Here is an 11,378-nt window from a genome sequence, read left to right as displayed (position 1 = left end):
CGCCGAAGCCCCCGCCGCACCTACTGCAACAGCCGAAACTGCTGAATCCGATGCACCGGTTGAAACGGCTGCACCGAGGACTACGCGCAGCCGTCGCCGGTCCGCAGCCCACAGCGCCCCGGCCCAAGAAGCACCTGCGGCGCCCGCAACAGAGGAAGCCGGCACCGCAGCATCCGCCTCTGCAGAAGCTGCCTCGCCTGCGGCTACGGAAGCTCCCGCGGAAGACCTGCTCACTCTTGAAGTAATCGACGCAGCGCCCACCACCGAGTCCCCTTTCGCGGCCCCGTCCACGGGAATTTCGGCGTTGTTCCTCGCTCCGGATCTGAGCCAGAGCCTGTCAGTCACTGCAACAAAAGGCTCCGAAGCCAGCTCTGACGAAGATGACGACGACAGCCAGGACTCGGACAGCCATGGCGGTGAACAGCGTGGACGCGGCCGCAGCCGCAACCGGCGCACCCGTGGCACTGACTCCCGCAACTCGGATTCCCGCGGTACTGACTCACGCAGTTCCGACGGTGACACATCAGAGGCCAACGACAGCTCCGAGGACCACGGCGTTGAAAGTGACGGCGAAGGCACCGACGACGGCGTGACCTCCCGCCGCCGTCGCCGCCGCCGCCGCGGGGATGCCGACCTGGAAATGACCGGCGGCAGCGACGAAGATCCGCCCAACACGGTGACCCGCGTCCGTGCCCCTCGCACACCGTCGGAGTCGACCACGAGTCCTTCAAACCGGGTGACGAGCCTGCGTGGCTCCACCCGTCTCGAAGCGAAGAAGCAGCGCCGCCGCGATTCCCGCGACTCTGGCCGCCGCCGCACCGTCATCACGGAAGCAGAGTTCCTGGCGCGCCGGGAATCGGTTGACCGTGTCATGGTGGTCCGCCAAGGCGAAGACCGAATCCAGATCGGCGTGCTGGAAGACGGCATCCTGGCCGAGCACTTTGTCTCCAAGACGCAGCAGGACTCCCTGATCGGCAACGTCTACCTGGGCAAGGTCCAGAATGTGTTGCCCAGCATGGAAGCCGCCTTTGTCGACATTGGCCGCGGCCGCAACGCCGTCCTGTACGCCGGAGAAGTCGACTGGGACGCCGCCAACCTCAACGGCCAGCCGCGCCGCATCGAAAATGCGCTGAAGTCCGGCGACTCAGTCCTGGTGCAGGTCTCCAAGGACCCCGTGGGCCACAAGGGTGCGCGCCTGACCAGCCAGATCTCATTGCCCGGACGCTACCTGGTGTTCGTGCCCGGCGGTTCCATGACGGGGATTTCCCGCAAGCTGCCCGACGTCGAACGCAATCGGCTTAAGCGCGTGCTCAAGGACCACCTGCCGGAAAACGCCGGTGTCATTGTGCGCACCGCGGCAGAAGGTGCCAGCGAAGAAGAGCTGACCAATGACATCAACCGGCTGCGCGCCCAATGGGAGGGCATCAACGCCAGGGCTTCCTCGCACAAGACGCTCGCACCGGAGATGCTGTACGCCGAGCCTGACCTGACCATCAAGGTGGTCCGCGATGTCTTCAATGAGGACTTCACGAAGCTCATAGTTTCCGGTGAGGACGCCTGGGACACCATCGAAGCCTATGTGACCTACGTGGCTCCGGACCTGCTTGATCGTCTGGAAAAGTGGACTAATCCGGATGACATCTTCGCCGTGCACCGCATTGACGAGCAAATCAACAAAGCCCTGGAGCGCAAGGTCTTCCTGCCCTCGGGTGGTTCGCTGGTCATTGACCGCACCGAGGCCATGACGGTGGTTGACGTCAACACCGGCAAGTTCACCGGTTCCGGTGGCAACCTGGAAGAAACCGTCACGAAGAACAACTTGGAAGCAGCGGAGGAAGTTGTCCGTCAGCTGCGCCTGCGCGACATTGGTGGGATCATCGTCATCGACTTCATCGACATGGTCCTGGAATCCAACCGCGATCTGGTGCTGCGCCGTCTTGTCGAGTGCCTGGGCCGGGACAGGACCAAGCATCAGGTGGCCGAGGTGACCAGCCTGGGTTTGATCCAGATGACGCGCAAGCGCATGGGCACGGGCCTGCTGGAGGTCTTCGGCGAGCAGTGCCCCACCTGCGCAGGCCGCGGCATGGTCACCCACGACATCCCCGTGGAGCCCCGCCGCATTCATTCCGCCCACACGGCCCACGCTGCCGCAGAGAGCGTACCGAGCCATCAGGCACGCCAGGAACCCCGCGACGGCGAACGCACAGCCAACCGCTCGACTCGTAGCGAGCGCAAGCGTAACCGTAACCGCGGGCAGCAAAATGAGCCCGAACAGATTCAGGAAGTTCCCGAAGTCCACGTACCCGACGAGGTCGACGAGGCTGCAAAAGCACAGAAGGCCACTGTGGCACGCGCCGCGCTGGCGAACATCGCAGCAGCTGCGGCAGCCTCACACCATGAGCACGCCAGCGAGTCCAGCTCCGTGGCTGCACCGGAGCCGGAGGTGGAAGACACTCACGACGCCGCCATCCTCACCCTGGGTGGCGAGGACATTGAGCTCCCTCGCGGGCACCGCAGCGAAAGCAGCGGCTTCTCCGGCACGGCCTCGGCAGACAGGGACGCGGCCTTGGCAGGATTGACGCAGGCACTTGACCAGCTGTCAGCCCCCGGCCACGACGCAGCGCAGACCAAGCGCGACGCCAGCCACGGTGCAGGTAACGATGTGGGCCACGAGGCTGGCCGAGACGGGAGCCACGAAGCTGGCCGCGATGCAGAGGCGGACAGTGGCAGCAGCCGCGGCCGTTCACGCAGGGGACGCCGCAACCGCAGTGCGCGCAGTGCACAGGGCGGTTCCGACATGGCCGTGGAAACGAACGACGGCGGCACCCGTGCTCAGGGGTCGACGCGACACAGTGGCAAGGCCCCACAGGACCCACAGGGTCAACAGGCCAAGGCAGCGGCTGTGAAGAGCCCGGAGCCCATTATTTTGGGTGTGGGAGTTCCCGCAGCCGAGCTCTAGGAACGTCTCTAGGAACACTGAGCTCGTTCGGAAGAAAAGCTTCAGGAAATAGCACCAGCCCGCACCAAGCAGCAGGAAGAACCGCCACCGGCGGATTCGACCACTGTTTGTTGCGGGCTGGTTTTCGTTAATCCGTGGGAGCGAGGCTAGGGTGAGGAGCGACACGGGGTGCCAGGACAAGAGGTCCGGCTGAGAGAAAACCCGTTGAACCTGCCCGGCTAGAACCGGCGAAGGGATGTCCCATGGCCATGAACACCTTAACGACCACCGCCACAGACTTTCACGAAAAAGGCGCCGCGCACAGAGGCGTCGTGCAAGGACCTGCGGCTCCAGTCACCGTAGAACACTCCAGAACCGTGAAACACCCCAGAGTACTGAGCATTGCCGGCTCGGACCCGTCCGGGGGAGCGGGAATCCAAGCAGACATCAAGTCCATTTCGGCCCACGGCGGCTACGCTATGACAGCCATCACCGCCTTGACCGCACAAAACACCCGCGGAGTCACCGGCGTGCACTTTCCCCCGGCTGAGTTCCTGCGAAGCCAGCTCGACGCCGTGTCGGCAGACATCTGCATTGACGCCGTCAAGATCGGAATGCTTGGCAACGCGGAGGTGATGGGCGCGGTGGCCAGCTGGCTGGCACGGACCCGGCCCGCCGTCGTCGTGCTTGATCCTGTCATGGTGGCGACCAGCGGTGATGCGCTGATGGCCCCGGAAGCCCACAACGCGCTTCTGGACCTGCTGGAGCACGTTGACCTGCTCACCCCCAACATTCCCGAGCTGGCTGCCCTGCTGGGCGAGCCCGAGGCGCAGTCATGGGCTGGGGCGGTGGAGCAGGGCAGGGCGCTGGCCGCCGCGCACCAGCTCGCTGTGCTGGTCAAGGGCGGGCACCTGCCGGGGGTTGAATGCCCCGACGCACTGGTGGCGCCCGATGGCACAGTCAAGGAGTTCTCCGCTGCGCGGGTGGACACGGCGAACACGCACGGAACCGGCTGTTCGCTCTCGGCGGCTGTGGCAACCCTGCAGGCCCGGACGGGCGACTGGGCGCAGAGTGTGCGCCAGGCCAAGGCGTGGCTGAGTAGAGCTCTGGAGACGTCGGGGGAGTTGCACGTTGGCGCCGGTGCCGGACCGATCAACCACCTGCACGCCTTGTGGGAAACTGCAGCGCCTGGTCTTGATTCGTTCAGCCAAGATGTGTGGGAGGACAGCGCACCGCAACGCGAGGCCATCTTCGGCCTTGATTTCATCAAGGAACTCGCATCAGGCACCCTTGCGCGCAACCACTTTGCGTATTATCTGGCACAGGACGCACTCTATCTGGGGACATATTCACGCGTTCTGGCCCGAGCAAGCGCCCTGGCACCCACCGAAGCAGAACAAATGTTTTGGGCCTCCGGGGCGCAAAACTGTCTGGAAGTGGAGATGTCGCTGCACCGCGACTGGCTGAGCGAGCATCCCCAAGAATTGCTGCAGGGGCCCGTGACGAAGCACTACGTGGACCACCTGCAAGGGGTGGCATTTTCAGGCAGCTACGGGGAGGTCGTGGCGGCCGTGCTGCCCTGCTACTGGCTTTATGCCGAAGTGGGACGGGTGCTCCATGCCGACTACCAGTTGTTTTCCGGCGAACACCCGTACGGTGCCTGGCTGCAGACGTACGCTGACGAAGCCTTTGCCCAGGCAACTCAAACCGCCATCACTATCATGGACGCCGCCGCGCGCAGGGGGTCGGCGCTGGAACGCCGGGCCATGAAGGCGGCTTTTGCCCATTCAGCACAGTTTGAAGTGGACTTCTTTGCCGCCGCCCACCAGGTGCTGCCACCCAATGAAGCAGCCCGCCAAGCAGCAAATTAGCCACTCAGCCAACCGGCCCATGGACCGGCATAGGTGATTAACGCCACCTGTTCCGGAAGAAGAAAACCACGCGGCACGGGTGCAAATGGTAAAAATTTCCAGCTTCCGCGCTAAAGTTGCAAAGTGCGGTTTCGCAAGTACCCCAAGATTTTCGGACAAGAGATCATTTTTGCCCGGCCCGATCGGGGTTGCGCAATCAGTCTCATTTGCTCCCGGAGCGAGAATTAGCGTATTCTTGATCTTCGGTGCTTACGCCAACACCTAGGGCAACCACTCCATGGCAGAACTCCATTGAGGTCCACGGCGTTGAGGCACATGCATGCATATCGTTTCGTTCACTTTGAACAGCGGGCGCATGTGGTTGGCAATGATCAATCATGATCATGCCGGCATATAAACTTTGTAATAACGTCGAGAGAAGTGAGTTCCCCAGTGGTGTACGCGATTGTCCGCGCAGGCGGCCGTCAAGAAAAGGTTTCCGTTGGAGACCACGTGACCATGAACCGCGTCCCCGGTGGAGTCGGCAGCACGCTTGAGCTGCCCGCTCTGCTCCTGGTCGATGGTGAGAAAATCACCACCGCCGCCAAGGACCTGGCTAATGTGAAGGTTACGGCTGAGAAGTTGGAGGACCTCCGCGGTCCGAAGATTGTCATCCAGAAGTTCAAGAACAAGACCGGTTACAAGAAGCGTCAGGGCCACCGACAGGAACTGTCGAAGGTCAAGATCACTTCAATCGCTTAATAAGCGCTTCGAACGTCGATCCACTTAGTAACTTTTAGTCAAAAGGCAGGCATTTTCAAATGGCACATAAAAAGGGTGCGAGTTCCACTCGCAACGGTCGTGACTCCAACGCTCAGTACCTGGGCGTCAAGCGCTTCGGTGGTCAGGTTGTCAAGGCGGGCGAAATCATCGTTCGCCAGCGCGGCACACACTTCCACCCCGGCGCAGGCGTCGGTCGCGGCAAGGACGACACTTTGTTCGCCCTGGACGCAGGCGCAGTCGAGTTCGGCACGCGTCGTGGACGTCGCGTAGTCAACATCGTTGAAGCTGCGGTCTAATCACCAAAGCTATTCCAGTGGGGCGGGCCGCATGGTCCGCCCCACTGTCTTTTAACGCAGCTTTACCGGCTTGACTCAGGCCAACGATTACATGCGGACTAGAATGAGTGCGCATGGCAAGTTCTATTCAAGGAGATTTCATTGGCCAGCTTTGTTGACCGGGTTGTATTGCATGTATCCGGCGGGACTGGCGGCCATGGCTGCGTCTCCGTGCACAGTGAAAAATTCAAGCCGTTGGGCGGGCCCGACGGCGGCAAGGGCGGCGACGGCGGCAGCGTCATCTTCCGTGTCAGCGACCAGACCACCACCTTGCTTGACTTCCACCACGCCCCCCACCGCCGCGGCGGCAACGGCCAGCCCGGCATGGGCGACTGGCGCGACGGCAAGGACGGCAATTCGCTGATCCTTGAAGTTCCCGATGGCACGGTCATCAAGGACAAGGACGGTAACGTCTTGGCCGACCTCGTGGGCATCGGCACGGAATACGTCGCTGCCGCAGGCGGCCTGGGCGGGCTCGGCAACAACGCGCTTTCCTCGCTGAAGCGCAAGGCCCCGGGCTTCGCCCTGTTGGGCATCGCAGGTTCAGAGGCGGACATTGTCCTTGAACTGAAGTCCATTGCAGATATTGCCCTGGTGGGTTTCCCGTCCGCCGGAAAATCAAGTTTGATTGCCGCCATGTCTGCAGCCCGGCCCAAGATCGCCGACTACCCCTTCACCACCTTGATTCCCAACCTGGGCGTTGTCCAGGCCGGCGACGTCCGCTTCACCATGGCCGATGTCCCCGGCCTCATCGAGGGCGCCAGCGAAGGCAAGGGCCTGGGCCACAACTTCCTGCGCCACGTGGAACGTTGCGCGGCCATTGTCCATGTCCTGGACTGCGCCGCCTTGGAAGCAGACCGCGACCCCATCAGTGACCTGGCCATCATTGAACGGGAACTTGACCGCTACGACGTCGACATGAGCTATGCCGGCACCGACGGCGATGTTGTGCCGTTGAATGCACGCCCCCGTCTGGTGGCGCTCAACAAGGTGGATTCCCCCGACGGCCGTGACATGGCAGAGTTTGTGCGCGGCGACCTTGAAGCACGTGGCTACAGGGTCTTTGAAGTCTCCGCAGCAAGCCATGAGGGACTGAAGAGCCTCGGCTACGCCATGGCAGAAATTGTCATGGCCGCCCGTCAGCAGATCATCGACGCACCCGCCAAGGTGGCGCCCGTTGTGCTGCGCCCCCGTGCGGTGAACGCCGTGCCTTTCACGATCGTTCGCGAGGAACGAAACTTGGAGCCGCTGTTCCGTGTCCGTGGAGAGAAACCCGAGCGGTGGGTTGAGCAGACTGATTTCCAGAACGAGGAAGCGATCGGCTATCTGGCAGACCGATTGGCGAAGGCCGGCGTCGAGAAGGAACTCTTCCGGATGGGGGCCACACCGGGAGACACCGTGGTCATCGGCGGGGAGCACGGTATGATCTTTGATTGGGAACCCACCATGATGGGTGGCGCCGAACACCTGGCGGCACCGCGCGGCACCGACTTGCGCCTGCTCGATCTGGGCGATCGCCCCACCCGCTCGCAGAAGCGCCAGGAACAGCAGGAGCGCCGCGACGCAAAGGCTGCGGCCCGCGCAGAACTCGAGGCCGAGCGGAAGGCCGGAATCTGGACCGAATCAACCAACCGCCAATCAACCAAAACACACTTCATCGAAGCCGATTTGGCTGCCGAAGGTGAATCCACAGAATCGACTACCACTAAGGATCTATGAGCCTGGAAGCATTGACAATTATGGAACATGACGAAGAGCTTTCCCTGCCGGCACGGCAGACTATTGCCACCGCGTCCCGAATCGTGGTGAAGGTCGGGTCGTCCTCGTTGACGTCGCTTGTTGGCGGTATTTCGGAGGAGGCCCTGACCCAGCTTGCCGGTGTGCTGGCTGAGCGGCACAAGGCGGGGACGGAGATCATTCTGGTGTCCTCCGGTGCCATCTCGGCAGGCTTGGCACCATTGGGTCTGGCTCGAAGGCCCTATGACCTTGCGACGCAGCAGGCCGCTGCCAGCGTGGGCCAAGGGTTGTTGATGGCTTATTACAACAAGGTCTTTAGTGCCCATGGAGTCATTGCTTCGCAGGTCTTGCTGACAGCCGAGGACCTGGCCAAACGCCGCCAGCATGTCAATGCGCATCGGGCCTTGGAACGGTTGCTCAACCTGGGCGTCATTCCCATTGTCAATGAAAACGACACTGTTGCCACCCGTGAGATTCGTTTCGGCGACAATGACCGGCTCGCGGCCCTCGTGGCACACCTCGTGAAGGCTGACGCCCTCTTGCTGCTATCCGACGTTGACTCCTTGTACGACGGTCCGCCCTCGCAAGGGGCCACACGCATCAGCCAAGTGGACTCACCGGACGACCTTGAAGGGGTCGTCATCGGCACCACCGGCAAGGCCGGGCTGGGCACAGGAGGCATGGCCACGAAGGTACAGGCTGCCATGATTGCAGCCGAAACCGGGATTCCAGCCCTTGTCACCTCCACCGCCCAAGCCGCTGCCGCACTGGCAGGTGAGGACGTGGGAACCTGGTTTGGCGAGAACGGCAACAGGCGCTCCGTGCGCATGTTGTGGCTGGCACATCTGGCGGATATCCGCGGCCGCCTGGTACTCGATGACGGCGCTGTCCGGGCGGTCACGGAACGGAACAAGTCCGTGCTGCCAGCAGGAATTACCGCCGTCAGCGGTGAATTTGTTGCCGGAGACGCCGTCGAGCTCTGTGATTCACACGGGAACGTGTTTGCCCACGGACTGGTCAACTTCCGCAATTCCGACCTGCCGCAGATGCTGGGCCACTCAACCAAGAACCTGGCAAAAGTCATGGGCCAGCAATTCGAGCGTGAAGTGGTCCATGTTGACGACTTGGTGATCCTGAGCGTTTAGCGCCTAGCTGACCGAGGCCTGCGTCACAGCGACGCAGGCCTCGGTGCCCTAGACTTGATGGATGACCGAACCGATTGTAAAAGAAAATATTTCCGCTGAAGTTCAGGCCATCACCGAGCGTGCCCGCCGGGCTTCCCGCCGCATGGCCGGAGCCAACCGTGCCTGGAAAGACAAAGGCCTGCGTGCCATTGCCAAGTCACTTTTGGAACACCAAGATGCCATCCTTGCAGCCAACGCCAAGGATGTGGCAGCAGGCCACGAAAATGGAACTTCACTCCCACTGCTCGATCGCCTCACACTGACCAAGGCCCGCGTCCAGGGACTGGCCGACGCATTGGAAAACCTCGCCAGCCTTCCCGATCCCGTAGGCAACGTGGTGCGTGGACAGACTCTGCCCAACGGCCTGCGCATGCGCCAAATCAACGTCCCCATGGGTGTGGTTGCCGCCATCTACGAGGCACGTCCCAACGTCACAGTTGATATTGCCGGCCTTGCCCTCAAGAGCGGCAATGCCGTGATCCTGCGTGGTGGGAGCGCAGCAGCCCACACCAACAAGGCTTTGCTCGGCCTCTTGCGCGAGGCGCTTGACGCCGTGGGCCTGCCAGCAGACGCCGTCCAGTCGGTGGACCAGTTCGGCCGTGAAGGTGCCAACCTCATTATGAAGGCGCGTGGCTCCGTTGACGTGTTGATTCCCCGCGGCGGACGTGAGCTGATCCAGACGGTGGTGAACAACTCTGCCGTTCCCGTCATTGAAACGGGTGAAGGCAACGTGCACATCTTCATCGACAGCAGTGCCGAAGAAGAGATGAGCGTCAACATCTTGCTGAACGCGAAAACACACCGCCCCAGCGTGTGCAACACAGTGGAGACGCTGTTGGTTCACAAGGATGCGACTGTTCTTCCAGCAGTGCTCAAGGCACTGTCCAAGGCGGGGGTTCGCCTGCACGTCGACGAGCGTGTGCAGGCCGTGCTGCCGGCAGGGGTCACGGCAGTGCCGGCCACGGATGAGGACTGGGCTACCGAATACATGGACCTTGACCTGGCCGTGAAGATGGTCGATTCCATGCCGGATGCCATCGCCCACATCCGCACCTGGAGCACAGGCCACACGGAAGCGATCGTGACGAACAACTTGGCCAATGCTGAAAAGTTCATTGCTGAAATCGATTCGGCCGCAGTCATTGTGAATGCGAGCACTCGTTTCACCGACGGCGGCGAGCTGGGTCTCGGGGCCGAGGTTGGTATTTCCACGCAAAAACTGCATGCTCGCGGGCCCATGGGCCTGACAGAGCTGACCACCACCAAATGGATTGTGCAGGGCGAAGGTCAGGTCCGGGGCTGAATTCGGCCCGTCGGTGTGCCAGTGTACGCCGATTGCACGTACCATTAGAAAAGAATTCAAGTGATAGACGGTTCGGTCGCGGTTACATTGCCGCCCGGCCACGCACCCTAGGGGAGAAATAATGCTGACCCAGCTTGCAGGAGTCGTACTGGCTGCCGCAGAGGAACATGACCTTGCGCCGTTGATCGCACCCCCGTTTGTGATTGGTGGGACAATGCTCGCTGCGCTGCTGCTGTTGATGTTCGTCACTGTCTCATTCATGAACTTGGGCAACCGGCACACGGCAGTCGAAGCTTCCGAGGACCCGCACCGCCAGCACACGAACAAGCACTTGCACGGCGACGATTCGGCGTCCTCCAATCACTGAGGAAACACCCTTGGCGCCTTCGGTTGAAAGCGCCAAGGGTCGTCTGCGTGTTGGGGTCATGGGTGGAACGTTCGACCCGATTCACCATGGCCACCTTGTCGCAGCCAGTGAGGTTGCGAGTGTCTTTAAGCTTGACGAAGTCATCTTCGTGCCCACAGGTGAACCCTGGCAGAAAGCCAAGAACCAGGTTAGCGCCGCTGAACACAGGTATCTGATGACCGTCATTGCCACGGCAGCGAACCCCCAGTTCACCGTGAGCCGTGTGGACATTGACAGGCCGGGTCCCACCTTCACGATCGACACATTGCGCGACTTGCGCAGGATGCGTCCTGAGGCGGATTTGTTCTTTATCACCGGAGCCGATGCCATGGCACAGATCATGTCGTGGAAAGACAGCGACGAGCTGTGGGACTTGGCTCATTTTGTTGGTGTAACCCGTCCAGGGCATGTCCTCGATGACAGGGGGCGCACCGATGTGAGTTTGTTGGAAGTGCCCGCCATGTCAATCTCTTCCACTGATTGCAGGATGCGGGTGGCGGAGCACAACCCCGTCTGGTACCTGGTGCCGGACGGAGTGGTGCAATACATTGCCAAATATGGCCTATACCTGCAACCCGCCACGAATGCCCTTGCAGGGATCGTGCCGGTAACTTCGAGAACCGAAGATTTCCAGAACCGAATGAGTGAGTGATGAGCAAGGACACGGAGCCGATTCGCAGCCGCAGGGAGCCGCGTGTGCAGTCGGCCACATCAAGCGGCGCCACGGGACAGCTGCTCAAGCCCGGCACCGCCGCGCCCAAAAGCGCCGCTGGTCCTCAAAACGCTGCTGCACGTAAGACTGGTGCTGTTGCACCCAAAACCGCCGCTGCTGCACCCAAAAC

General features: G+C 61.8%; 10 protein-coding genes and 1 riboswitch. All 10 genes read left to right on the top strand.

The genetic code is table 11. From position 1 onward, the window contains the following. The coding region (locus tag Q4P21_RS12255) for an Rne/Rng family ribonuclease (RefSeq protein ID WP_303389044.1) at positions 1–2,959 on the top strand (2,959 nt) is incomplete at its 5' end. 154 nt (positions 2,960–3,113) lie between these two features. Continuing rightward, positions 3,114–3,212: riboswitch (TPP riboswitch) on the top strand. A 103-nt stretch (positions 3,213–3,315) separates the two neighbouring features. Continuing rightward, complete coding sequence (thiD, locus tag Q4P21_RS12250; protein ID WP_369598898.1) at positions 3,316–4,809, top strand: bifunctional hydroxymethylpyrimidine kinase/phosphomethylpyrimidine kinase; 1,494 nt, start codon at positions 3,316–3,318, stop codon at positions 4,807–4,809. Positions 4,810–5,241: 432 nt separating this feature from the next. Next, positions 5,242–5,550: a 50S ribosomal protein L21 gene (gene rplU / locus Q4P21_RS12245; protein WP_062006778.1), complete on the top strand. Its 309-nt coding sequence runs from the start codon at positions 5,242–5,244 to the stop codon at positions 5,548–5,550. A gap of 59 nt (positions 5,551–5,609) precedes the next feature. Continuing rightward, entirely contained in the window at positions 5,610–5,867 is a 258-nt protein-coding gene (rpmA, locus tag Q4P21_RS12240; protein WP_207344761.1) for a 50S ribosomal protein L27, read from the top strand. 141 nt (positions 5,868–6,008) lie between these two features. Further along, positions 6,009–7,625: a GTPase ObgE gene (gene obgE / locus Q4P21_RS12235; protein WP_303389043.1), complete on the top strand. Its 1,617-nt coding sequence runs from the start codon at positions 6,009–6,011 to the stop codon at positions 7,623–7,625. Then, positions 7,622–8,788, top strand: a complete 1,167-nt coding sequence (gene proB, locus Q4P21_RS12230; RefSeq protein WP_303389042.1) for a glutamate 5-kinase — start codon at positions 7,622–7,624, stop codon at positions 8,786–8,788. Before obgE ends, proB begins: the two co-directional genes overlap by 4 nt. A gap of 61 nt (positions 8,789–8,849) precedes the next feature. After that, positions 8,850–10,130, top strand: a complete 1,281-nt coding sequence (locus Q4P21_RS12225; protein ID WP_303389041.1) for a glutamate-5-semialdehyde dehydrogenase — start codon at positions 8,850–8,852, stop codon at positions 10,128–10,130. A gap of 121 nt (positions 10,131–10,251) precedes the next feature. Further along, entirely contained in the window at positions 10,252–10,497 is a 246-nt protein-coding gene (locus Q4P21_RS12220; RefSeq protein WP_303389040.1) for a hypothetical protein, read from the top strand. Positions 10,498–10,507: 10 nt separating this feature from the next. Further along, positions 10,508–11,188, top strand: a complete 681-nt coding sequence (nadD, locus tag Q4P21_RS12215) for a nicotinate-nucleotide adenylyltransferase (RefSeq protein WP_282099569.1) — start codon at positions 10,508–10,510, stop codon at positions 11,186–11,188. After that, positions 11,188–11,378 (top strand): hypothetical protein (locus Q4P21_RS12210; RefSeq protein WP_303389039.1); only part of this gene is annotated, 191 nt, incomplete at its 3' end. The genes nadD and Q4P21_RS12210, both read left to right, overlap by 1 nt.

Origin of the sequence: Arthrobacter sp. (assembly GCF_030540645.1) — a bacterium.
GTDB lineage: Bacteria > Actinomycetota > Actinomycetes > Actinomycetales > Micrococcaceae > Specibacter.
Note: the sequence above shows the minus strand (reverse complement) of the source record. Positions and strands in the feature narration are given on the sequence as shown.

Excerpts from the sequence above, each read along its gene's own strand:
- rpmA (WP_207344761.1), top strand. The coding sequence starts at position 5,610 with ATGGCACATAAAAAGGGTGCGAGTTCCACTCGCAACGGTCGTGACTCC.
- Q4P21_RS12220 (WP_303389040.1), top strand. The coding sequence starts at position 10,252 with ATGCTGACCCAGCTTGCAGGAGTCGTACTGGCTGCCGCAGAGGAACAT.
- proB (WP_303389042.1), top strand. The coding sequence starts at position 7,622 with ATGAGCCTGGAAGCATTGACAATTATGGAACATGACGAAGAGCTTTCC.
- Q4P21_RS12225 (WP_303389041.1), top strand. The coding sequence starts at position 8,850 with ATGACCGAACCGATTGTAAAAGAAAATATTTCCGCTGAAGTTCAGGCC.